The following is a 21,182-nucleotide window of genomic DNA, read 5'->3' as shown; positions in this document are numbered from 1 at the left end:
CATGGTGCAAGGAGCATCCTTCCGGCGACAACGTGCTGCTCGCTCCCCCTCTCTGGCAGCAGAATAACGCCATGGTTAGCGCTACCTTCATGCAGCTCAGTCATGCCATGACCGCCATTCCAGCCAATGCACGCAAAGAAACCTGTATAGACCAAAGACAAGAGCGTCTTGCAGCGCTAAACTGCCAGCTCTCGTGGCTGCCTTTATGTAGCTGCTCCCGAATTCATACGCCACTTGACCACCTTAGGGTGCGCCAGGTGGTCATGGGCCTTTCGTCTGCGGTCCCCCATCAGGCACCGCCGCAGGCTTTTGGCCCTGCTGGCAATCCATAGGAAAACGGCATGGACAAACGAACCACTCATTTCGGCTTCCAGGATGTACCGGTCGAGGAAAAGGCAGGCCGTGTGGCTGACGTCTTTCATTCGGTCGCCAAGCGCTACGATGTGATGAACGACCTGATGTCGTTTGGCGTTCACCGCCTTTGGAAACGCATTACGCTGGAACGTTCCGGCGTGCGCAAGGGCAATACCGTCCTCGATATCGCTGGTGGTACTGGCGATCTTACCCGTCAGTTTGCCAAGCGTGTTGGCCCGACGGGGCGTGTGGTGCTGGCCGATATCAACGCTTCAATGCTCAATGTCGGTCGCGACAAGCTCATTGATGCGGGTGTCGGGCATGAAGTGGAATACGTTCAGGCAAACGCTGAAGAGCTTCCCTTCGACGACAACACCTTCGACTGCATCACCATCGCCTTTGGTCTGCGTAACGTGACCGACAAGGACAAGGCGCTGCGCTCGATGGCGCGCGTACTCAAGCCGGGCGGCCGCCTGCTGGTACTGGAATTCTCCAAGCCGACCAACGTACTGTTCGAAAAGGTGTACGACCAGTACTCCTTCCACGTACTGCCGCGCGTGGGTCAGCTGGTTGCCAACGATGCTGACTCCTACCGTTATCTGGCAGAGTCGATTCGCATGCACCCTGACCAGGCGACCTTGAAGAGCATGATGGAAGCAGCCGGTCTTGAGCGTGTCGAATACACCAACATGACCGGTGGCGTGGTGGCGCTCCATCGCGGAGTCAAGCTTTGAGCCGTGATGACACCGGCTTCTCCATGGATTATGTCGAAGAGTCACCGATGATGCTGTTTGCCCCGCTGGCGTTGGCCTGCATCGAAACCACCCTGAATCGGGTTATTGCGCGCGATCCGGCTGCTCCCGGGCGGCTTGAGCGTCTGTCCGACAAGCGCATTATCGTCAGGCTTGAACATCCCGATATCTGCTGCATGGCGCTGTTTCGAGCCGATGGCATCAATCTGTCGCGCGTGGATGAACCGAACGAAGGTGATGCGGATGCGACGATTGAACTGTCCGCCGAGACCCTTGCCGAGCTGATTACCGGCAAGCCGTCGCGCCAGCTGATGTTTGATGGCAGCCTCGCGGTGCGGGGCGATATTCATGTCCTTGAGCAAGTGCAGACGTTATTGATGGATCTGGACATCGACTGGGAAGGCGCGCTTGCCAGCAAGCTGGGAGATAGCCCGGCCCATGCACTGGCGACCGGCATTCGTCGTCTGACCAGCTTTGGCGTGCGCAGCAGCCAGCAATTGCGCGCAGATCTTCACGAATATACGTTCGAACAGGGACGGTGGCTGGCGGGTCAGGATCAGTTGGAGCGCGCGCGCCATCATCTTACCCAGCTCGAAATCTCGACGGATCGACTTGAGGCGCGTTTTGAGCGTATCAAGCGGCACCTTACCGATCGGCTGGGAGGGCAGTACGTGTGATCAAGCTGTGGCGACTGATACGTATCCTGTGGGTCATCGCACGCTTCCGTCTTGATGTGCTGGTGCCTGTCAAGCGCCTGCCAGCACTGGCGCGGCCGTTGTTTCGCCTGTTTCCCATCTGGCTGTTCCCGCGTGGCGACAAACCGCGCGGTGAGCGACTCAGGCTGGCGCTAGAAGCATTAGGCCCGATTTACGTTAAATTCGGCCAGATGCTTTCGACCCGCCGGGATCTGCTGCCCTCGGATATCGCCAAGGAACTCAAGCAGCTTCAGGATCGCGTCCCGCCCTTCTCGGCAGATCAAGCCAAAAGGATCATTGAGGAGGAGCTTGGCGCCGACGTTGCGACGCTGTTCGCTGAATTCGACTCAACGCCACTAGGCTCTGCCTCCATCGCTCAGGTGCATGCCGCGCGCCTGCATGATGGCAGCGAAGTCGTCGTCAAGATCATTCGCCCCGGCATCGACAAGGTGCTGCGCAGCGACATGGCGCTAATGCGCGCCATTGCCCGTTACCTGTCGCTGATTCCCGACCTGCGCAGATTGCGTCCGCTGGAAGTGGTCGATGACTATCAGGCGACCCTTTTCGACGAGCTGGACCTGAACAAGGAAGCGGCCAACACCTCGCAGTTGAAGCGCAATTTCAGTCACTCACCGCTGCTTTATGTGCCAGCGATCCATTGGCCGCTGACACGCAGGCGCGTCATGGTACAGGAGCGCATCTACGGCATTCCCGTCGCCGATGTCGATGCACTGCGCGACGCAGGCGTCAATTTGCAGAAACTGGCCGAGCGCGGCGTTGAGATCTTCTTCACCCAGGTATTTCGCGACAACTTCTTTCATGCCGATATGCACCCCGGCAATATCTTTGTCTCCACCGAGACGCCGGAAGAGCCACGCTATATCGCTATCGACTGCGGCATCGTGGGCAGTCTGACACGCGAGGATCAGGACTATTTGGCGCGCAATATCCTCGCCTTCTTCCATCAGGACTATTATGAAGTGGCGACCCTGCACATCGAGTCAGGCTGGGTCGGAGAAGGCACGCGCGCCAATGAATTTGCGGCAGCGGTACGCTCGGTATGCGAGCCGCTGCTTGAAAAGCCGCTCAAGGATATCTCCTTCGGTCAGGCGCTGCTGGGGCTTTTCCAAACGGCGCAGCGTTTTCATATGGAAGTGCAGCCGCAGTTGGTGCTGCTGCAAAAAACGTTGCTGAATATCGAAGGACTTGGGCGTACTCTCTACCCTGATCTTGATCTATGGCACACTGCCAAGCCTTATCTTGAAAAGTGGATGAAAGAGCGCGCTGGCCCCAAGGGTTTGTGGGAGTCGATCAAGCGCCAGGCGCCCGATCTTGTCTATCGGATGCCTGAGCTGCCGGTACTGGCCCATCAGGTGATGCGCCAGAACGAAATAGAAGTACGCCAGCGGCACGATAATAGCCAGGCCATGCACAGCATTCGCACGGGGCTTAAGCAGACGCGACGCCGCTCTCGGCTGCTTCGCTATGGGGGCATATTGCTGGTAGCTGGATTATTCTGGCAGCCACTCACCCATTGGGCAGAGCAGCAGCCATGGCCAGCACTGGCCGCCTGTGTTTTGGGCATTGTGCTGATTTTGTGGCGCTAGGAACCTGTTCAACGTCTCGTGAGCTAGCGCTATGTACGGCAAAAACAGGCGAGGAAGGACGCAGAGTTTACGCGTTGCAAATGAGCAGTCCGAGCCTGTTTTTAACGCAGTGGAGCCGATGCGCAGCAGATCTTGAACAGGCTCCAAGTGTGTCCACCCTCGTTGCTGCGTTAGACTAGCGGCATCGCGGGAACAGCACGCGCATGCCATCCTGCACCAACACGATCCGCCAAGAGCCTTATGAACGATACGCTTGAACGTCTTGTCAGCACCCTTCAAACGCGCCGCTACGCCGACCCTGATACGTCCTATGTAGCGAAGCTTCACCATAAAGGGCTGAACAAGATTCTTGAAAAGATAGGTGAGGAATCCACTGAAATGATCCTCGCCGCCAAGGATGCCGAGCGAGCGCCCAACGATGCAGCAAAACGTCTGGAGCTGGTGAAGGAAACCGCTGACCTGCTGTTTCATTCACTGGTGGCGCTTTCGCATCTCGATGTACCGTTTGATGACGTCCTCGCAGAGCTTGAACGCCGCGAGGGCACCTCTGGGCTGGTTGAAAAGGCGTCACGCTCTGAAAGGCACTGACGTCACCACTATTTTAGTTTGCCGCCAAGGCAACAGGAGATCCTCATGATCGCAGGCATTAGTATCTGGAAGCTTCTCGTTATTCTCGGCATCATTGTGCTGATTTTCGGAACCAAAAAGCTCCGCAATATCGGTGGTGATCTCGGCGGAGCCGTCAAGGGCTTCAAGAGCGCCATGGATGACGAAGGCAAAGAGAAGGATGCGCCTCAGGCACGGGTTGAGCACGAGACCAAGCCGTCCCCCACTACCCACGACGATCACCCCGAACACAGCGAGCAGCACGACTCGCGGAAGTAACGCACTATGTTCAATTTCAGCTTTGGCGAGCTGCTGCTGATTGGCACCATCGCTCTGGTGATTCTCGGGCCAGACAAACTGCCCTCTGCAGCGCGCACGGCGGGTAGCTGGATCGGCAAGATCAAGCGTACTGTCAGCGACCTGCAACATGAAGTCACTTCCCAGTTTGAAGCGGAAGAGCTTCGCCGTGAGCTGCACGAAACACAAAGCAAGGTAGATCGCGGACTGTCCCGGCTGCGCCAAAGCATCCAAAGCACCGATCGGGAAGTACGTGAGGCGCTTGATACCAGCGGCAACAAGGTGCGCTCGCAACCCACGGAGACCGAGCCTTCCAGCCAGGCTGGATCACCGGCAACTCAGGTGCCCCCCGCGCCTGCTCAGGTACGAGAAGCGCCAGCGCCGCCCTCTTCCGGCAAACGTCCGCTGATTGCCAGCGGCGCCCTGAACGATTCGCTGGATTCGCTTAAGCCAGACTCTGCACAACACGGCGCTCAGCCGCAGCACCAACAGCCGAACGTTTCAGCGTCGGCACAGGAACAATAAACGTGTCCGATCACCATCAACAGGAAGAACAGCCGCAGGCACCATTGATCGAACATCTGGTCGAGCTGCGCTCCCGACTCATTCGAGCACTGGTGGCCATTCTGGTGGTTTTCCTGTGCCTGTATCCGTTTTCCAATCGGCTATATGTCTTTATCGCTGAGCCGCTCATGTCGATGTTGCCAGCTCATTCACAGATGATTGCCACTGAGGTGACATCGCCCTTTCTGGCACCTCTCAAGCTGACCCTGATACTGGCGCTGTTTGTTGCTATTCCTTACGTGCTCTATCAGGTGTGGGCCTTCGTAGCACCCGGCCTGTATAGCTCGGAAAAGAAGCTGGCGCTGCCGGTACTCGCCTCAAGCGTAGTGCTGTTTTATGCCGGAGCCGCCTTTGCCTACTTCGTGGTCTTCCCGCTGATCTTCAAGTTCTTCACCCACACTGCCCCTACGGGCGTGCAGGTAATGACCGATATCAGCGCTTATCTGTCGTTTGTACTGAAGCTCTTCATCGCCTTCGGGGTGGCCTTTGAAATCCCAATAGCGACGTTCCTGCTGATACTCACCGGCACGGTCTCGGTAAAAACCCTGGCCTCAAAGCGTGGTTATGTCATCGTAGGCTGCTTTGTTGTAGGAATGCTGCTGACGCCCCCTGATGTCATGTCGCAAACGCTGCTCGCAGTGCCCATGTGGGCGCTATTCGAAGTAGGCTTGCTGGCAGGCCGCCTGGTCAAACGTCAGCGCGGCGGTCGTGGTGCGGCAGAAGCAGAAACGACAGAGGTCGATACAACACAGGAAGGTGATACCTGATAAGCACCTTCTCTGGTCACCCTTTAACTCTTGTCACGCAAAAGCGGCCTCATCATGAGGCCGCTTTTGCGTTAGAAAATGACTGACGGGCGCCTATTGACCGGCAGTTTACGGACTACCCCGCCAACCCTCGGCTGACCAGCGCGCGTGGCAGTGACTTCAACACACCAAGCCACGGCACCTTGCGCGGATTATCCTGCTCGCAGTTCATCCCCACCAGTTGCTCAAAAGGCCCTGACATCTGCATCAGCGTCCGACGCGCCTGCAAGGAGATGGGATCAGTGCGCTTGAACAGTCGGCATATCTCGTTGGTCGCCAGATAAAGCGGCTTGGCTGTGGCATGAGCGCGGCGCGCGTGGCGTTTCAGCACATGAGGTTCATCAAACGCCTCGCCTCTGCTGCGTGCGGCCAGCAGTTCTGCAATAAAGGAGCGCGCGCCGATCAGCCCCAGATTCAGGCCATGAGCGGTAATCGGCAGCATGCCTACCGCCGCGTCCCCCAGCAGTACGGCACGCTCTGCAACAAAACGGTCGGCATAGTGGCTGCCCAATGGCACGCTGAAGCGCTGGGAAGCCAGAGAGAGCCTCCCCAAATTATTGCCAATACGTTGATTCAGCCACTGCTCGAAATGGGCATCATCAAGGCGCGTTACCTGCGCGGCTTCATTTGCTGACACCATCAGCGCCAGCGAGCTGACATGATCCGACAACGGCAGGATCGCCATACAGCCATCATCAACAAAGCGCTGCGATGTCCAGCCATCACCCGCCAGTTCATGCTCGACACGGCAACACAGCATATGCGTGCCGAAATCCTGCATTGATGCGCCAATTCCTAACATGCCTCGCAGCGGTGAACGACGCCCATCGACGGCTGCCACCAGGCGAGTACACACCTCTTGCCCATCCTCAAGCGTGAGCGCCACCGCATCACGACAGTAATCGAGCGCGGCTACCCGGGTTTCCAGCAGGAAGCGGCAATTGGACTGCTTCTCAAGTTCAGTGAAGGCCAACTGGCGCAGCCGGTACTCAGGCACAAAGGCGCCAATATCCTGCTCGCCCGCTGCCGGGCCAAAGGAGACCTTTTTATCCACCACGTCATCAATAACATGCGCCCCACGAATGGGTGAACGCTGCCCCGCGTCCAACTGGCAGGTAACGCCCAGCGTATCGAGCCACCGTAGGCTTGCATTGGAGATAGCCACATCACGACCATCGAAATCGCCGCCGCTCAACTGCTGCGCCGATTGAGGATCAATGACGGCCACTTCCAGCCCTGCCTGGGCGGCAGCCAGAGCGGTAGCAAGCCCGACACTGCCAAGCCCCACTACCGTCAGGTCAATACGGTCTTTATTCATGGCGTGCTACCTCCTGGATGCGCTAGAGAAGTGAAGTGCCAGACAATCGCCGGCACTTCACGGAAATGCTGCCTCGTTTTACCAGCTACCGCTGTTTTCCATGGATACCCATGGCTCCTGCGGCGGCTGTGCCTCACCTGCCTGCAATAGCTCGAAGGAGATACCGTCAGGGGATTTCACAAACGCCATATGACCGTCGCGCGGCGGGCGATTGATGGTGACGCCATTATCCATGAGCTTCTGACACAGCGCATAAATATCATCAACGCGATACGCTAGATGACCAAAATTGCGGCCGCCATCATACTCTTCAGGGTCCCAGTTCCAGGTCAGCTCAAGTTCTGGTGCCTGCACCTGCTGAGAGCTTTCGGTATCTTCGGGAGCGGCAAGGAAAATCAAGGTGAAGCGCCCTTTTTCATTCTCCTTGCGACGTACTTCCTTCAGCCCCAGCAGATCGCAATAGAAGTGCAGCGACTCATCAATGTCCTTGATACGTACCATGCTGTGCAAATAACGCATAATAACCCCTTGTTCATTCAACGGAAGGTAGCTTCACGGACGGTGTACGCACGACCGACGCACTGTCATGATACCCTACGTATCAGGTATAACTTAAGGATCATACGTGACCTCCTACTGCGATTCAGCGCCCGATCACCCTTGGCACGGCCCTTATCACGATCATGAGTATGGTTTTCCGGTACAGGATGACGACATACTCTTCGAACGGCTGATACTTGAAATCAACCAGGCGGGGCTTTCGTGGCTCACGGTGCTGAAAAAGCGTGATGCCTTCCAGCGCGCCTTTGATCGGTTTTCTATCGAGAAGGTGGCTCGCTACGGGGATCAGGAACGCGAACGGTTGCTCAATGACGCAAGCATTATTCGCAATCGCCTGAAGGTGAATGCCGCCATTCACAATGCCGGCGTCATTCTCGACCTCAAGAAGGAGTACGGCACCTTCAAGGCGTGGCTGGATGCCCACCACCCCCGCTCGCTAAGCGAATGGACCGCGCTGTTCAAACGTACCTTCCGCTTTACCGGGCCTGAAATTGTCAATGAATTCCTGATGAGTACCGGCTATCTGTCTGGCGCTCACCGCGAGGAGTGCCCGGTCTATCGGCAAGTGCTGGAACAGTCGCCGCCGTGGTACAAGCGCTAGCCATCGGCCATTTTTCGGGAAGGCCAGCAGCGGAGTTCTGTTCCTTCTATATTGATAACCGGCTTGCCGAACGTCCACCGGGCCTCTACTGTTAACAATCCTCACGCCACTGCCAAAAATACGATGCTTGAACTTCGCCACCTTCGCACACTGGTGGCCCTGCGCGATTCAGGGTCATTGGTGGAGGCCGCTGAACGCGTGCACCTCACCCAATCTGCGCTGTCGCATCAGCTCAAAGAGCTGGAGAGCCGGCTGGGCGATTCGCTGTTTGTACGCAAGACGCGCCCGCTGCAATTTACCGCCAGTGGTCAACGTCTGCTGGCGCTTGCCGAGCAGGTGCTGCCGCAGATTCGTCTGGCTGAGCGCGATATTCTGCGGTTGGCGGCGCGTCGCAGCGCGCGTTTACATATCGCCATTGAGTGCCATAGCTGCTTTCAGTGGCTTATGCCGACCCTCGATGAATTCCGCCATCATGCGCCCGATGTGGAAATTGATATCCTTGGCAGCAACGTTTTCGAGCCACTCGCCAGCCTGACCCGCGAGGAGCTTGATCTGGTCATTACCTCTGACCCGTTGCCCCTTGAAGGCATTCATTATGAGCCATTGTTTGGCTATCAAAGCCTGCTCGCTGTCGCCCCCGAGCATCCATTGGCAGCACAGCCATACGTGACACCTCAACAGATTCGTGACCAAACGCTGATCACCTATCCTGTCGAGCAAAGCCGTCTGGATGTCTTCAATCAGTTTCTAACCCCCGCAGGGGTATATCCGCAGGAAGTACGCACTGCCGAACTCACCATGATGATGATGCAGCTGGTTGCCAGTGGACGTGGTGTTTCAGCACTGCCCAATTGGGCACTGGCGGAATATCTGGAGCGTCACTATGTGGCGGCGGTAAGTCTGGGGGAACAGGGGGTATGGGGCACGCTTTACGCGGCAGTGCGGCGCGAACAGCTTGAACTCGACTGGATGAATACTTTTCTCAGCACCGCTCGAACCATAACGGCCCGCGTATTGACGGGCATCACCGAGCCGTTTGGTCACTGATTCAAGCAGGAAGAATGGAAAGCTGCCTCGGCATATGACTAACGAAGCGCGCGTTCATCGTCATCTGATATCAGTAACGTAAAGCGCGCCCCTCCCAGGGTAGGCGAAGTCGATACCGAGACTCGCCCCCCGTGCCACAGCACGATACGCTCAACGATCGCCAGCCCCATGCCAAACCCGCCCCCTGTAAAGCGGCCATCGGAAGGCCGGGCACGGCTGGCATCAACGCGCGTAAAGGGCTTGAGAATGCGCTGGTACTCGCCCTGCGGCACCCCTTCCCCGTTATCTTCAATAATCACCGCGCAAACATGACCAAACCTGCGGAGCGTGATATTCACCGTATCCGCCGTATGCTGCACCGCGTTTTCAATCACGTTTTGCAGGGCGCGCTTGAGCATATGGGCATCGCCCTGCACGCGACACTCCTCGCTCCCGCTCAACGTAAAGGTCACTTCCTGCGCAATACGCTCGACCTGATGAACGATGACCTCGGTCATGGAGCGCAGATCGACCGATTCGGAGAAGCTGCCAAGCCCACCTCGTGTAGCGCTATCGAGACGGGCGTAAGTGAGAATATCGTCGATGAGCTTATCCAATGAGCCGATATCGTCATCCACGTCCTGCAACTGGCGCTGGATCGCCTCCGAGCCGCTGACATCCCCAATCATCTGTAGCGCGAAGCGAATTCTCGACAGAGGGGTACGGAACTCATGGGATACCGCCTGAATAAGCTCTTGCTGGGAATTGAGTGCGGCCTGAACCTGATAGGCCATAACGTTCATGCGGCGCGCCATTGGCCTGAACCGCACACTCACGTCATCCGCTGGCAGGGAGTCGGTGCTGCCTTGAAAGAAAAGCTCGGCATTGGTCGCCAGACGGCGCATGGAGCGGTTGTCGCGCCAAAAAAGCGCCCGTGTCACCAGCGTTGCGCCTAAACCGCCCAGCGCCAACAGCAGCAGTACCATGGGCAGAGAAACGCCCTCTTCAAACGCGACAGGCCCGATTTTTATCCAGCGTTGATCGTTGAGCAGAATGAAGAAGCTGGCATGTGCATGACCATCAACCACCACAACAGGGTCGCCCGCCGACAGCCTTTCAATTTGCACGGAGGAAAGCCCGGTTGGTCTACCGCTGCCGATGGTCATTGGCAGTCCACTGGCCGCCACCAGGCGCGAAATGCGCGCTTCCCTGGCAACCGGTGGCACATTTTCCACCCAGCCGCGCAGCAATCTCAGGATGTGATTGGGAAAATCGCTTGAAGAGGAAACGGAAGAGAGTACGAGTACCGCAGAGTCGTTATTGATCGTTCGGTAAAATGACCAGTGGGAACCGTTGAAAGCGGCGGAGACTCCCGTCCAGCGCAGCAGCATGCGCTCGCGAAAGCCAAGATTGGTCGCCTCGGGTGCCAATACCGAAAGCCCTACTCCCAGCCGCTCTTCATTGACGTAGAGCCAGCCTGCCCGGTCAGAAGGCGCCTGATCGTCAAGCAGGTAGGAGACCACCGCAGTGGGCAGCCCCGCAAGCTGTTCGCGATACTGAAGGTCACGTACGACCTGATAGACCCACAGCAGCAGAACACAAACAGCCACCACGACCATTTGCCAGGCGAAAATGGTCAGCAGTTGATGGGCGGAGCGGCGCTGATGCTGATCGGGCATCACAGTTCTCTAACGAAAAGATAGCCTTTGCTGCGAACTGTCTTGATACGCTGAGGATGATTGGGATCATCGCCGATTTTTGGCCGAATGCGCGAGACACGCACATCAATCGAGCGATCCTGACCGTCGTACTTGATTCCTCTCAGCGCCGAGAATATCTCTTCCCGTGACAGTACACGGCCCGCGTTGGAGGCCAAAAACCACAGCAGATCGAATTCAGCGCTGGTCAGGTCAATGCGCTCTGCATTAAGCCACGCCTCGCGGGTTCCCGAGTCGATAACCAGATCCTTGAACTCAAGACGACCTTCCGAAGCGCCGCCTTCCAGCCCTTCCGAGCGACGCATCAGCGCTCTCATGCGGGCCAGCAGTACGCGTGGCGGTACAGGCTTGGGCACGTAATCATCGGCGCCCATCTCCAGCCCGAGCACCTGATCCATGTCATCAGTACGAGCGGTAAGCATCAGGATGGGGCCGCTGTATTGAGGGCGCACGCGCCGACAAATCGACAGGCCGTCTTCTCCCGGCAGCATAAGGTCCAGAATAACAAGGTCCGGGCGCAGCGCTAGAATCTGCTCGGCGCCCTTTGCACCATCCTGTTCCACACTCACCTGAAAGCCATTGCCTTCAAGATATTCGCGCGTGAGCGCCGCCAGACGATCATCATCTTCAATGATCAGAATGTGGTCTTGGTGATTCTCCAAAACATGCTCCCAAACAATTACGTACTATTGATCGCTGCGCTTCTCTGACTGCCTGGAAAGCGCAGGCGCACTGCCAGCGATGTTGAATGGCGCCTCGTCAGCCTACCTTTGATAGCCCTTCGGCATCACCGCTACCGAGGAATTGCCCTCAATGATTCGGCATTGAGAGCCAACAAGGATACCGGTGAACTACAGGTATGAGCACCTGAAGCCCATTGAATTCCCGTCTGATGACAAAAAAAGATCCATCGAAAATTTTTTAGCACCACGACCACGTTGACTTACGGGCCTTGTCAGGTCTATACACCAAATTACACAAGTTAGTCACAACTTATCCACTTGTGGGCGTAGCAGAAGGCCACTATCGTAAGGCTAAAGCGTGTGCCGCGTACAGCTACAATACAGCAACCGACAGACAAGCATTTTTACGGCACGCTTGCCCCTTGCAGGGGGCGTTAAAGCGACGACAGAAGGTTGCTATCAGGCAGGCCATATTCTATACATCAATGCTGATTGCCTCTATCACTCCGGCAGTCGCAAGAGGATCGACATCATGCGATCGAACATCCAGAAGTGACAGTGCCATAAACGAGAAACGCCCGGTGTTGCAGCACCGGGCGTTTCCAACAGCTTCGAGGGTTGCAGCCTTCGAAGCAAAATGCAGGCAGGTATCCGACCTTCCCACTTCATGTTTTTGATAGTGGTCGGATTTCCTGTTCACGTCAACCTCGTGCTTGAAAATAGTATGAATTGAATGAAACAAGAGGCTCGACCATGGAACGCTACATCGTTGTGTGTGACATCCCTGCCGACACCGAACGGTTCGAAAAGGTAAACGCAGCACTTGAAAAAAGTGGCCCATGCACCGCTGTAACCGACGGCACCTGGCTGATTGCTACATCCCTTGGCCCGCGAGAGCTGTTCCTGCGCTTACGCATACATAGCCTTGCACAGGACACTCTTTATCTACTGAATTTCAAGGATGCTCCTGAAGGCTTCGGGCCACACCGTATCAATCAATGGCTCGATACCACCGAGCCCACTCGCTTGCATGTAGTGGGCGGTACCGATCACCGTTGATTCCACGCCAATTAAGCGCCTGCATAATGAAAAACGCTGCTCTTCCTTAAAGCAGCGTTTTTTTGTGCTGTCACCTAAGCCAATGCAGCAGAAATTTATTGCGGTCGTCGCATCTCGAAACGTGCGGCCTCGCTGATCGTGAAGTAATCACCGGGGCCGCCTCCCCGCGTTAATGGCTTCGCGGCAACGGTATCGAACATATCGTCAACGATCAGGCGTTGATCTATGTGAATACCTACAACTTCCCCGAGTACCAGCCAACTCTCGATCTCAACACCATGGCTGTCGTTAAGCTGCACTATCTGGCTCAGGCGGCACTCAAAGGCGACCGGCGCTGCCGCCACCCTCGGCACGGCTATCTCACTGCTTGCCGCTGGCGCCAGCCCTGCCAATGCAAATTCATCGACTTCCAGCGCTACGGCACTACAGGAAAGGTTCATCTGTTCGGCCAACGCTTCGCTGGCCAGATTCCAGACAAATTCACCGGTCGCCTCAATATTCGTCAGACTATCCTTACGCCCAACACTGCTGAATCCAATAATGGGCGGCACATAGTTAAAAGCGTTGAAGAAGCTATAAGGCGCAAGATTCAGCGTGCCGTCACTATCCTTCGAAGAGATCCAACCGATGGGGCGCGGGGCGATAATGGCATTGAAGGGATCGTGAGCGAGACCATGGCCCTCTTTCGGTCTGTAAAAGTACATGCCACCGCCTCCTTATAGCGCGCCTTGATAAAAGTGTTATGGAATGTGATCAGCACTTTCGGGAATGGCTGGATGCAGCCACATAAGTTAGCGCAGCACTCGCGTCGGGCGAATATCCAGCAGCGGCGTATCCTTCACCTCTTCCATTACCGCAAAGGTACGTGTTTCGCGCACGCCCGGCATGTCCCATAACACCCGACCGGCAAACTCGCGATACCCCTCCATGCTGCGGTGGCGCGTCTTGAGCAGATAATCGAATCCGCCTGCCACCATGTGGCATTCAAGAATTTCAGGGCGATCCTTGATGGCATATTTGAAGTCGTTGAAGACGTTGGAGACCGTGCGGTCGAGGAATACCTCAACAAATATCAGCAGAGCGGCATCCAGCTTGTTGGGATTCAAACGCGCTTCATAACCAAGGATAAATCCCTCACGGGTCAAACGCTGAACCCGCGCCAGCACAGCGCTTGGCGACAGGTTAACCAGCTCGGCCAGACGCGTATTGGCAATACGCCCATCACGCTGCAATTCATTGAGAATCTGGACGTCCTTGCGATCGAGTTGATACTCCTGCGCATCGCCCACGAACTTTTCTCCAAAAAAATAGTAAATTTTAGTGAATAATTCAGCGCATATTGCTTGAACATAGGCAAATAAGCAAAGAAACGCCGACCATTCATCCTATATCCGTGAGTTCGCGCAATGTCCGTCTCCAATCAGCTTCACAATGGTACCGATACGCTCGCCGCTAATGGCGACTATCAGCCCTTTGCGCACATAACGCCGCTTCCGCAGCGCTCTCCGCTGCGTCAGGCAATTACTCGCGCCTGGCATCTTCCCGAGACCGAAGCGATTCCCATGCTGCTCGAATCGGTGCATCTCCCTGAAGAGCAAACCGGGCGCATTCATGATCTTGCCTACAAGATTGCCGAAGGCTTGCGCAACAGCGACTCTGCCCGCGGTAAAGAGGGGCTGATTCAGGGGCTACTGCAAGAGTTTTCACTCTCTTCGCAGGAAGGCATCGCCTTGATGTGTCTGGCTGAAGCACTGCTGCGTGTCCCTGATGCGGCTACGCGGAATGCGCTTATTCGCGACAAGCTTTATGAAGGTGACTGGAAGTCGCATCTGGGCAAAAACAGCTCGACCTTTGTCAACGCTGCCGCCTGGGGTCTGATGATTACCGGTAAGCTGGTGACCCCTTCCAGCGACAAGACCCTCGGCGCTAGTCTTACCCGCGCATTGGGCAAGTTCGGTGAACCGCTGATTCGCAAGGGCATGGATATGGCCATGCGCATGATGGGCGAGCAGTTCGTGACGGGCGAAACCATCGAAAAGGCGGTCGGTAACGCCAAGCGTCTTGAGCAGCAAGGCTTCCGTTACTCCTACGATATGCTGGGCGAAGCGGCGATGACCGATGCCGATGCACAGCGCTATATCAAGGATTACGAAACAGCCATCGAAGCGATTGGCAAGGATTCGGCTGGCAAGGGCGTTTACGAAGGCCCGGGTATTTCGATCAAGCTGTCGGCGATCCACCCCCGCTACTTCCGCGCTCAGCACGACCGCGTTCATCAAGAGCTGTATCCGGTGCTGCTGCGCCTCGCCAAACTCGCCAGACAGCACAACATCGGTCTTAACATTGATGCAGAAGAAGTCGAGCGTCTGGAACTATCGCTCGATCTGCTTGAGCGCCTCTGTTTCGAACCTGAGCTTCAGGGCTGGGAAGGCATTGGCTTCGTTGTGCAGGGGTATCAGAAGCGCTGCTTCTATGTCATCGACTATATTGTTGATCTCGCGAAGCGCAGTAACCACCGCCTGATGATTCGTCTGGTGAAAGGTGCCTACTGGGATACCGAGATCAAGCGCACTCAGGTAGAAGGTCTTGAGGACTTTCCGGTCTTTACCCGCAAGCCTTACACCGATATCTCTTATGTTGCGTGCGCGCGCAAGCTGCTCGATGCGCAGAAATACATCTACCCCCAGTTTGCCACTCACAACGCGCGCACTGTCGCCACCATTTACGAGATGGCCGACCCTTCCACCTACTACCGCGGCCAGTACGAATTCCAATGCCTGCACGGCATGGGCGAGCCGCTTTACGGCCAGATCGTCAGCAGCGACAAGCTCAACCGCCCGTGCCGTATCTATGCGCCGGTAGGCAGCCATGAAACGCTGCTGGCCTATCTGGTGCGTCGTTTGCTTGAAAACGGCGCCAATACCTCATTCGTGAACCAGGTCGCTGATCCTAACCTGCCGCTCGAATCGCTGATTCTCGATCCCGTGGCACAGGCACAGAGCTGGGCAGAAAAGGAAGGTCAGTTAGGCAAGTCACACCCCCACATCCCCACGGCGGGCACCTTGTATGGTCAGGTGCGCTCCAATTCGCGTGGTATGGAGCTGACCTGCGACGACCAGTTGGAAGCACTGGAAAAAGGTCTGATCGAAGGTGCTTCGGGCCAGATTGAAGGCGGCCCGATTGTTGCGGCGGCGCTTCAGTCCGTCGAAGGTGAGAGCGTTGAGGTAATTAACCCGGCCAATCACACCGACAGGGTAGGCAGTGTGCGTCAAATCGCACCGGCTGATGTCGAACGCGCCGTTCAGACAGCCGCCGACTTCGCACCGGAGTGGGCAGCCTATACGCCTGAGAAACGCGCCGAGATTCTTGACCGCGTGGCGGCACTGATTGAAGAGAGACGTGCCGAGTTGATGGGCATTGTGGTGCGTGAAGCGGGAAAAACCTACTCCAACGCGCTGGCAGAAATTCGCGAAGCGGTCGATTTCCTCTATTACTACGCGCAGCAGGTACGCAGTGCCTTTCAGAACGCCTCGCACCTGCCGCTTGGCCCGGTTACCTGCATTAGCCCGTGGAACTTCCCGCTGGCAATCTTCACCGGACAGGTAGCCGCGGCGCTGGCAGCCGGCAATACGGTACTCGCCAAGCCCGCCGAGCAGACCACCCTGATCGCCATCCGAGCCGTGGAGCTGTTTATCGAAGCTGGCGTGCCCCGCGAAGCGTTGCAGTTGATTCCCGGTGAAGGTGGCAAGGTAGGGCCGCTACTGACCGATGACGAGCGCATTCAGGGCGTCATGTTTACCGGCTCTACCGATGTGGCCCGTCTGCTGCAACGCACGCTTGCCAAACGCCTTGGGGCCAACGGCAAACCTGTACCGCTGATTGCTGAAACCGGCGGCCAGAACGCCATGATCGTTGACTCCTCGGCACTGCCAGAGCAGGTCATTCGTGATGTTGTCATGTCCGCTTACGACAGTGCTGGGCAGCGCTGCTCCGCGCTGCGCGTGCTGTGCATCCAGGAAGATGTGGCCGAACGCACCCTCGATATGCTCAAGGGAGCCATGCGCGAGCTGCAACTGGGCGATCCGATGCAACTCGCAACCGACGTAGGCCCGGTCATCGACGCTGAGGCCCGCGATAACATCAATCGCCACATCAGCACCATGCGCAGCAAGGGCCGCACTGTGCATCAGCTCAATCTGCACGGTGAAAGCGCCCAGCAAGCCGCCGATGGCGCTGGCACCTTTGTGCCGCCCACCTTGATCGAGCTGGATTCCATCGCTGATCTTGAGCGTGAAGTCTTCGGCCCCGTACTCCACGTAGTACGCTATAAGCGCGAAAACCTGGGCGATTTGCTGAAGCAGATTCGCAATACCGGCTACGGCCTGACCATGGGTGTTCATACGCGCATCAACGAAACCATCAACTATGTTGCCTCCAACTCCCACGTTGGCAACTTCTACGTTAACCGCAACATGGTCGGTGCCATCGTAGGCGTGCAGCCCTTTGGTGGCGAGGGGCTTTCCGGTACTGGCCCCAAGGCGGGCGGCCCGCTGTACCTTTACCGCCTGCTGGCCGAGCGTCCTGAAGGCGTACTGGCGTGGCCGTTCGGAACCCGTAACGATACCTACGCAACGCCAACTTCTCATGACCAGCGCTCAGAGAAGGAAGTGGGCGAGCTGCGTCGCTGGGCGGCCGCAAAAGGCGTCGATTTTGCCAAGGCAGACGAGCCTTTCTTCGGCCCTGACACTTACGGTTTGCCCGGCCCTACCGGAGAAGGCAACACCTATCGCACGCTGGCGCGTGATGCGGTGCTCAGCGTCGCCGATACCATAGAGCAGTACCTGATTCAGCTCGAATCGGTAGTAAAAGCAGGCTCTCGCCTGGTGTGGGACGCCTCCAGCCGAGTACCGGCCAAGCTGTATCATGACTTGCCAGACATGCTGAAAGGATTTGTGACGCTCAGTGCCAAGCCGCTTGAGGAAGAGTTTGATATCGCCCTGCACCATGGCGGCAAGGAATCCCTGCTGGCATTGCAGAAGGCACTTGCCGAGCGCGACGGCGCTATCGTGATTATTACTTCCATGGGTGAAGGTAACGCACTGGTACCGCCTGAGCGACTGATGGCGGAGTGTTCCACCAGTGTGGATACGACGGCAGCAGGCGGCAATGCCAGCCTGATGACGATGGATTAAGCCTTTTCTGCCATCTCTTTCCAACTACGCTGTTATTTTGCCGGGGCCGTCAGGCTCCCGGCTTTTTTACGTGTAGCAACGGGGCGTGAGGCTTGCCGGTGAGCTGAAACAACCAGCGATACTTCTCTTTTGGCAATACCGCACCAGTGCATCTACACTGTCTAGCCAGTAACAAAGAAAGTCGCTTTCAGCACTTGAAATTGCACGTCATCAGGCGCATTTATAAGGGCAGGTACAAGTTCCTAACCGTGGCAGGATAGTCGCACAAGCTGTCACATCATTCTCACACGAGAAGGGTAACTAACATGAGCAGTGCAAATCCGAGCAATATCAACGAAGTAAATGCCAGCAACCTCTTCGCTACACGCATTGGCCTCAGCGACGATACTCGTGCCAAGGTAGTAGCCATTATCAACGAGCGCCTGGCTGACCTCATAGATCTTCAGCTGGTAATCAAGCAGGCTCATTGGAATCTCAAAGGCTCCAACTTCATTGGCGTCCACGAAATGCTCGACGGCTTCCGTGCTGAAGTTGACGGTTTCGTTGATTCCGTTGCAGAACGTGCCACTCAATTGGGCGGTACTGCCCTGGGTACAGTTCAGGCAGTTGGTCAGAACACCAACCTGAACGCCTATCCCACCAATATCCATCAGGTGGAAGATCACCTGAAGGCGTTGGCTGATCACTATGGTGATGCTGCCAACCTGGTGCGCAAGGCGATTGATGACACCGACGAGCTTGGCGACCAGGACACTTCTGACCTGTTCACCGAAGTTTCTCGCGGCCTCGACAAGAACCTGTGGTTCATCGAATCGCACCTGCAGAAGTAAGCGCATCAATCAGAAGCTGATACGCTTTCAGACAAAACCGGAGCCTGGCGCTCCGGTTTTTGTTTAGAGAAGCTTTCTTCCCTGAGCAAGCATTCGATGTTCGCTTATCTACCCGTTCATCGCCTCTGCTATTGCGACGATAACGACCCTTCCCGCCTTGATGCCCTGCTCTCTTTGCCGTTCTGCTCAGAGATTACCGTTTAATCTTCGCCGCAAATTACGCTAACAGTTCCCGCTCCCTCCCCCCATAAGGGTCGCGATTATCCACCAGAATCACGGTATGGATTTCTCACACAGTACGCCCCATCTCTCCTATGCGACGCGCTATTTAGCCTCCACTATATACCCGAGATTCTGCTGGATAGCTCAACCGGCAGAAAGCTCTCTACGCCATACTTATAATTAATGAAAAAGCTCGCCGTGGGCCATTCGTAGACGGTGTCAATCTACAACCCGAGCGCCACTTTCTTGCAGAGGACAAGCTCACTTCCTTCCACATCACACCGCATCATACATGATACTTTCGTAGCACTAACCACTGTCATCAATGCAGGGTATCAAGCCATTGGGCACCTAGCAGATCGGCACTCTTCGACACACCATTTGCTATCCCCCGACCAGTTCAGTGCAGTGATCGAGTCCAGCAATGACATAGGTTATAGCTCGTTTTTTGGCATTACAGCTGCGCGATACCCAAGGGCAAAAATCTTCAAACTCATCCCACATTTCTGAGCTTCCAGCGTCTGTTCCCTTCTCACCTCACTCATTGAGCCTGCGATGGTAACCCTTGTTTTTCATGGTAATCTGAACCGGCTTCTAAATATTGCAGGGCAACTTGTGTTTCTCCTCACGATTGGGAAGCGCCGCACACTACCACTAAAAAAACCAATAAGGTTTGTTCACATTTCCAAATGAGGGCAAATCCTAACTAATAATTACGCAACAGGAGATGCCTTTATGGCCATTGGGGTTTGGATCAGTCTGATTGCCTATTTCGTACTGATGATCGCCATCGGCTTGTACGCCATGCGCACGTCCACTTCTACATCCGAAGATTACATACTGGGGGGCCGAACCCTCAGCCCTCAGGTCACCGCGCTATCTGCTGGTGCCTCGGACATGAGCGGCTGGCTGCTGTTGGGCTTGCCTGGGGCCATATTCATCTCAGGTCTTGGGCAAGCCTGGATCGGTATCGGTCTTTTCATCGGAGCTTTCTTGAACTGGATACTGGTAGCCCCGCGCCTGCGCGAGCAGACCGTTCGCTACGGCAACGCAATCACCATTCCAGCGTTCCTCTCCAACCGTTTTCCGACACGCGCCATGTCACTGCGCACGATCTCGGCCATCGTTATCGTCGTATTCTTCGCCATCTATACCGCCTCGGGGCTGGTGGCTGGAGGCAAGCTCTTCGACAGCGCCTTTGCAGGAGTGATTAACATCGGAGGTCTGAGCAACTATGCCACCGGTATCATCATCACCCTCGGCATAGTGCTGGTCTATACCGTCATCGGTGGCTTTCTTGCCGTGAGTCTGACCGACTTCGTGCAAGGCTGCATCATGATGCTGGCACTAGTCATCATGCCTGCGGTAGTACTGTTCGGTGAAGGTGGCGGCGGCTTGTCCCAGGCTACCCAAACGCTTAACGAAGTCGATCCCAACCTGCTCTCCTGGACCAGCGGCTTGACCTTCATCGGTTGGCTCTCGGCTGTCACCTGGGCACTCGGTTACTTCGGTCAGCCCCACATCATCGTGCGCTTCATGGCCATTCGTTCTCTCAAGGACGTTCCTGCTGCCCGCAACATCGGCATGAGCTGGATGCTGATCTCGCTGATCGGCGCGATCTCTGTCGGTGTTTTCGGTCGCGCCTATGCCGTGCGCAATGGGCTGGACGTACAGGACCCGGAGACGATCTTCATCGTACTCTCCAACCTGCTGTTCCATCCGCTCATCACCGGCTTCCTCTATGCGGCTCTGCTCGCGGCGATCATGAGCACCATTTCCAGCCAGCTATTGGTGGCCTCTTCATCGCTGACTGAAGACTTCTATCGTCTGTTCCTGCGCAAGGAAGCAACCGAGAAGGAAACCGTCCTCATCGGTCGTGTGAGCGTGGTCGCAGTGGGCATTATTGCGGCAATCATCGCCTCCAATCCGGATTCACAGGTACTGGGGCTGGTGAGTAATGCGTGGGCCGGCTTTGGCGCAGCCTTCGGACCGTTGATCCTTCTGTCTCTGATGTGGCCTCGCACCAACGGCACAGGCGCCATCGCTGGCATGATCGTGGGCGCAGTTACCGTGATGGTCTGGATCTCACTCGGCTGGAGCGATTCGTTCCTGGGCGGCCCCGGCATCTACGAAATCATTCCCGGCTTCGCTGCTTCCCTCATTGCCATTCTCGTAGTGAGCTGCGCCACGGGAGATGCTGGCGAATACAAGGCGCGCTAGTCCACATCACCAAGGGCCTCGGCTGGGGCCTCTAAAACGATCAGACCGGAGCCAAAAGCTCCGGTCTTTTT

General features: G+C 56.3%; 19 protein-coding genes. 13 read left to right on the top strand and 6 right to left on the bottom strand.

Features of this window, described 5'->3' with window-relative positions; all coding sequences use genetic code 11:
• Nucleotides 1-341 precede the first annotated feature (341 nt).
• From ubiE to tatC, 7 genes are all read left to right on the top strand, one after another.
• Complete coding sequence (ubiE, locus tag L881_RS0104025) at nt 342-1,088, top strand: bifunctional demethylmenaquinone methyltransferase/2-methoxy-6-polyprenyl-1,4-benzoquinol methylase UbiE (protein WP_025732433.1); 747 nt, start codon at nt 342-344, stop codon at nt 1,086-1,088.
• The gene (locus tag L881_RS0104020) at nt 1,085-1,783 is read left to right on the top strand and encodes a ubiquinone biosynthesis accessory factor UbiJ (RefSeq protein ID WP_342664097.1); all 699 of its coding nucleotides are present in this window, start codon (nt 1,085-1,087) and stop codon (nt 1,781-1,783) included. The genes ubiE and L881_RS0104020 overlap by 4 nt, the downstream gene beginning before the upstream one ends.
• Nucleotides 1,783-3,408, top strand: a complete 1,626-nt coding sequence (gene ubiB / locus L881_RS0104015; protein WP_025732431.1) for a ubiquinone biosynthesis regulatory protein kinase UbiB — start codon at nt 1,783-1,785, stop codon at nt 3,406-3,408. The genes L881_RS0104020 and ubiB overlap by 1 nt, the downstream gene beginning before the upstream one ends.
• A 240-nt stretch (nt 3,409-3,648) precedes the next feature.
• Nucleotides 3,649-3,996, top strand: coding sequence for a phosphoribosyl-ATP diphosphatase (locus L881_RS0104010; RefSeq protein ID WP_025732430.1), 348 nt, complete (start codon nt 3,649-3,651; stop codon nt 3,994-3,996).
• Nucleotides 3,997-4,041: 45 nt separating this feature from the next.
• On the top strand, nt 4,042-4,293 hold the full coding sequence (gene tatA / locus L881_RS0104005; protein ID WP_025732429.1) for a Sec-independent protein translocase subunit TatA: 252 nt from the start codon (nt 4,042-4,044) through the stop codon (nt 4,291-4,293).
• A 6-nt stretch (nt 4,294-4,299) separates the two neighbouring features.
• Complete coding sequence (gene tatB / locus L881_RS12800) at nt 4,300-4,836, top strand: Sec-independent protein translocase protein TatB (protein WP_025732428.1); 537 nt, start codon at nt 4,300-4,302, stop codon at nt 4,834-4,836.
• Nucleotides 4,837-4,838: 2 nt separating this feature from the next.
• A complete protein-coding gene (tatC, locus tag L881_RS0103995; RefSeq protein ID WP_156926493.1) occupies nt 4,839-5,642 on the top strand; it encodes a twin-arginine translocase subunit TatC in 804 nt (267 codons plus the stop codon).
• 115 nt (nt 5,643-5,757) lie between these two features.
• Here the strand turns inward: tatC and L881_RS0103990 are convergent, their stop codons facing one another.
• Nucleotides 5,758-6,999, bottom strand: a complete 1,242-nt coding sequence (locus L881_RS0103990; RefSeq protein ID WP_025732426.1) for an FAD-dependent monooxygenase — start codon at nt 6,997-6,999, stop codon at nt 5,758-5,760.
• A gap of 78 nt (nt 7,000-7,077) precedes the next feature.
• Complete coding sequence (locus L881_RS0103985; protein WP_025732425.1) at nt 7,078-7,518, bottom strand: VOC family protein; 441 nt, start codon at nt 7,516-7,518, stop codon at nt 7,078-7,080.
• Between the two features lie 106 nt (nt 7,519-7,624).
• Between L881_RS0103985 and L881_RS0103980 the strand changes: the two genes are divergently transcribed.
• Entirely contained in the window at nt 7,625-8,161 is a 537-nt protein-coding gene (locus tag L881_RS0103980) for a DNA-3-methyladenine glycosylase I (RefSeq protein WP_025732423.1), read from the top strand.
• 123 nt (nt 8,162-8,284) lie between these two features.
• Complete coding sequence (locus L881_RS0103975; protein WP_025732422.1) at nt 8,285-9,208, top strand: LysR family transcriptional regulator; 924 nt, start codon at nt 8,285-8,287, stop codon at nt 9,206-9,208.
• 38 nt (nt 9,209-9,246) lie between these two features.
• On the opposite strand, the gene L881_RS0103970 is transcribed toward L881_RS0103975, so the two are convergent.
• Both L881_RS0103970 and L881_RS0103965 read right to left on the bottom strand, forming a co-directional pair.
• Nucleotides 9,247-10,866: an ATP-binding protein gene (locus L881_RS0103970; RefSeq protein WP_025732421.1), complete on the bottom strand. Its 1,620-nt coding sequence runs from the start codon at nt 10,864-10,866 to the stop codon at nt 9,247-9,249.
• The gene (locus L881_RS0103965; RefSeq protein WP_025732420.1) at nt 10,866-11,567 is read right to left on the bottom strand and encodes a winged helix-turn-helix domain-containing protein; all 702 of its coding nucleotides are present in this window, start codon (nt 11,565-11,567) and stop codon (nt 10,866-10,868) included. Before L881_RS0103965 ends, L881_RS0103970 begins: the two co-directional genes overlap by 1 nt.
• Nucleotides 11,568-12,341: 774 nt before the next feature.
• Here L881_RS0103965 and L881_RS0103960 point away from each other — a divergent pair.
• A complete protein-coding gene (locus L881_RS0103960) occupies nt 12,342-12,647 on the top strand; it encodes a hypothetical protein (protein ID WP_025732419.1) in 306 nt (101 codons plus the stop codon).
• Nucleotides 12,648-12,742: 95 nt separating this feature from the next.
• Here the strand turns inward: L881_RS0103960 and L881_RS0103955 are convergent, their stop codons facing one another.
• Nucleotides 12,743-13,351: a flavin reductase family protein gene (locus L881_RS0103955; protein ID WP_025732418.1), complete on the bottom strand. Its 609-nt coding sequence runs from the start codon at nt 13,349-13,351 to the stop codon at nt 12,743-12,745.
• An 87-nt stretch (nt 13,352-13,438) separates the two neighbouring features.
• A complete protein-coding gene (locus tag L881_RS0103950; protein WP_025732417.1) occupies nt 13,439-13,936 on the bottom strand; it encodes an Lrp/AsnC ligand binding domain-containing protein in 498 nt (165 codons plus the stop codon).
• A gap of 117 nt (nt 13,937-14,053) precedes the next feature.
• Here L881_RS0103950 and putA point away from each other — a divergent pair, with 117 nt between their 5' ends.
• The 3 genes from putA (at nt 14,054) to putP (ending at nt 21,111) form a co-directional block, all read left to right on the top strand.
• Entirely contained in the window at nt 14,054-17,839 is a 3,786-nt protein-coding gene (putA, locus tag L881_RS0103945) for a trifunctional transcriptional regulator/proline dehydrogenase/L-glutamate gamma-semialdehyde dehydrogenase (protein ID WP_025732416.1), read from the top strand.
• 305 nt (nt 17,840-18,144) lie between these two features.
• Nucleotides 18,145-18,669 (top strand): DNA starvation/stationary phase protection protein Dps, encoded by a 525-nt coding sequence (dps, locus tag L881_RS0103940; RefSeq protein ID WP_025732415.1) that lies wholly within the window; start codon nt 18,145-18,147, stop codon nt 18,667-18,669.
• A gap of 957 nt (nt 18,670-19,626) precedes the next feature.
• Complete coding sequence (gene putP, locus L881_RS0103935; protein ID WP_025732414.1) at nt 19,627-21,111, top strand: sodium/proline symporter PutP; 1,485 nt, start codon at nt 19,627-19,629, stop codon at nt 21,109-21,111.
• The last annotated feature ends 71 nt before the right edge of the window (nt 21,112-21,182 follow it).

The organism is Carnimonas nigrificans ATCC BAA-78, from assembly GCF_000526695.1.
In the GTDB taxonomy this organism is placed as follows: domain Bacteria; phylum Pseudomonadota; class Gammaproteobacteria; order Pseudomonadales; family Halomonadaceae; genus Carnimonas; species Carnimonas nigrificans.
This window is presented reverse-complemented; position numbering and strand designations above follow the sequence as displayed.

What these genes read in the sequence shown, in the direction of transcription:
- ubiE (WP_025732433.1), top strand. Translation starts at nt 342, where the DNA reads ATGGACAAACGAACCACTCATTTCGGCTTCCAGGATGTACCGGTCGAG.
- L881_RS0104010 (WP_025732430.1), top strand. Translation starts at nt 3,649, where the DNA reads ATGAACGATACGCTTGAACGTCTTGTCAGCACCCTTCAAACGCGCCGC.
- tatA (WP_025732429.1), top strand. Translation starts at nt 4,042, where the DNA reads ATGATCGCAGGCATTAGTATCTGGAAGCTTCTCGTTATTCTCGGCATC.
- tatB (WP_025732428.1), top strand. Translation starts at nt 4,300, where the DNA reads ATGTTCAATTTCAGCTTTGGCGAGCTGCTGCTGATTGGCACCATCGCT.
- L881_RS0103990 (WP_025732426.1), bottom strand. Translation starts at nt 6,999, where the DNA reads ATGAATAAAGACCGTATTGACCTGACGGTAGTGGGGCTTGGCAGTGTC.
- L881_RS0103985 (WP_025732425.1), bottom strand. Translation starts at nt 7,518, where the DNA reads ATGCGTTATTTGCACAGCATGGTACGTATCAAGGACATTGATGAGTCG.
- L881_RS0103975 (WP_025732422.1), top strand. Translation starts at nt 8,285, where the DNA reads ATGCTTGAACTTCGCCACCTTCGCACACTGGTGGCCCTGCGCGATTCA.
- L881_RS0103970 (WP_025732421.1), bottom strand. Translation starts at nt 10,866, where the DNA reads ATGCCCGATCAGCATCAGCGCCGCTCCGCCCATCAACTGCTGACCATT.
- L881_RS0103960 (WP_025732419.1), top strand. Translation starts at nt 12,342, where the DNA reads ATGGAACGCTACATCGTTGTGTGTGACATCCCTGCCGACACCGAACGG.
- L881_RS0103955 (WP_025732418.1), bottom strand. Translation starts at nt 13,351, where the DNA reads ATGTACTTTTACAGACCGAAAGAGGGCCATGGTCTCGCTCACGATCCC.
- putA (WP_025732416.1), top strand. Translation starts at nt 14,054, where the DNA reads ATGTCCGTCTCCAATCAGCTTCACAATGGTACCGATACGCTCGCCGCT.
- dps (WP_025732415.1), top strand. Translation starts at nt 18,145, where the DNA reads ATGAGCAGTGCAAATCCGAGCAATATCAACGAAGTAAATGCCAGCAAC.
- putP (WP_025732414.1), top strand. Translation starts at nt 19,627, where the DNA reads ATGGCCATTGGGGTTTGGATCAGTCTGATTGCCTATTTCGTACTGATG.